Raw genomic sequence first — 1305 nt, 5'->3', positions numbered from 1 at the left:
CACCCCGCGCCCCCCCCCCCCCCGTTCCGCTCCGCGCCGGATCGGCCGGGGCCGGCGCGCCGCACAGGGACGGCGCGCGGGCCCCGGCCTCCGGCGGTCAGCCGTCGTGTCGCACAGCCTCGACCCGACGGCGCCGGAGCACCAGGCCGGCCCAGCCGACGCCGATCGCGGCGGCGCCGGTGAGCAGCAGCGGACCGGTGGCCGAACCGCCGCCGACCGCCGCGCTGTCGGCCGCGACGACCTTGCCGGCCGGCTCGTCGGCGTTGCCGCCGTGCCCGTGGTGGGCCACCGTGGACTTGGACCGGCCGGCGGCGATCTGCTCCTCGCTCGGCGCGGCCGGGGCCTGCGCGGTGAGCGCCGACACCGCCCCGGCGACCGTCGCCCCCTTGCCGAAGTCGACGTCCGAGCAGCTGTAGAACGCCTCGGGGCTGTCGGTGCGCTGCCACACCATGTAGAGCAGTTGGCGGCCGGTGCGCTGCGGCAGGGTGCCGCTGTAGTTGTAGTAGCCGTTGTCGGAGGTGCGGCTGGTCGGCACCTGGGCGACCGGCACCGGGTCGAGGTCGGACCACTTCAGCGGCTGGGTGGGGTTCCAGCTCTGCTTGGTGAGGTAGACGGTCTGGTTGCCCTGGTGCGCGGCGGTGACCCGGAACTTGAAGTCGACCCGGCCCGCGGTGACCGGGGAGGCCGGCCAGTCGGCGCGCGGCAGGTCCAGCGCCTTGTACTTGTCGCGGTTGGCGGAGCAGAGCTTGCCGTCCGGGATCAGCTGCTGGTGGCGGCCGTCGACGTTGGCGATGTTGACCTCGTTCCAGTCGTACAGCGGCTGGGTGCCGCTCATCGCGACGAGGTCCTTGCAGATCTGCGACTTGGGGCTCTCCGGGCCCTCGGCGTAGCAGGCCGCGACCCGGCTGACCGGGTTGGTCACGGTGCCGTGGGCGCCGGCCGTGCCGATGCCGGCGGCCGAGACGGAGAGGAACGCGGCGCCGAGGACGCCGACGGACAGGGCGGTGCGCTTGAAGGACATGGGGTGGGGACTCCTTGACCGTGTACCGGGCCGAGGTGGTGGGGGAGTGCCGGGCACGTCTGCCCGAGGGACCGGCCGACCCGGCGCGCCTGCCCCTGGGCTGAGCGTATGATTGGACTAGACCAGCTGGCAATACCGCGCCGTGGGCCACTTCTTGACGGAATGTAGCCTGCCGAGCAGCACAAAGGCCCGATGGGAAGCCGGGGTTAGGCATCCCATCGGGCCCTCTTAAGACCGACCGGCAAATGGATCACTTGAGACGCCGGGTGGTGGGGCGGCTGGGC

Annotated in this window: 1 protein-coding gene; it reads right to left on the bottom strand. The window is 73.2% G+C overall.

What is annotated here, in order from left to right; translation table 11 throughout:
• Positions 1-97: 97 nt before the first annotated feature.
• Positions 98-1021, bottom strand: a complete 924-nt coding sequence (locus ACFP3U_RS36760; RefSeq protein WP_380230129.1) for a lytic polysaccharide monooxygenase auxiliary activity family 9 protein — start codon at positions 1019-1021, stop codon at positions 98-100.
• Positions 1022-1305: the final 284 nt, after the last annotated feature.

Source organism: Kitasatospora misakiensis, assembly GCF_042656005.1.
In the GTDB taxonomy this organism is placed as follows: Bacteria; Actinomycetota; Actinomycetes; order Streptomycetales; family Streptomycetaceae; genus Kitasatospora; species Kitasatospora misakiensis.
Note: the sequence above shows the minus strand (reverse complement) of the source record. Positions and strands in the feature narration are given on the sequence as shown.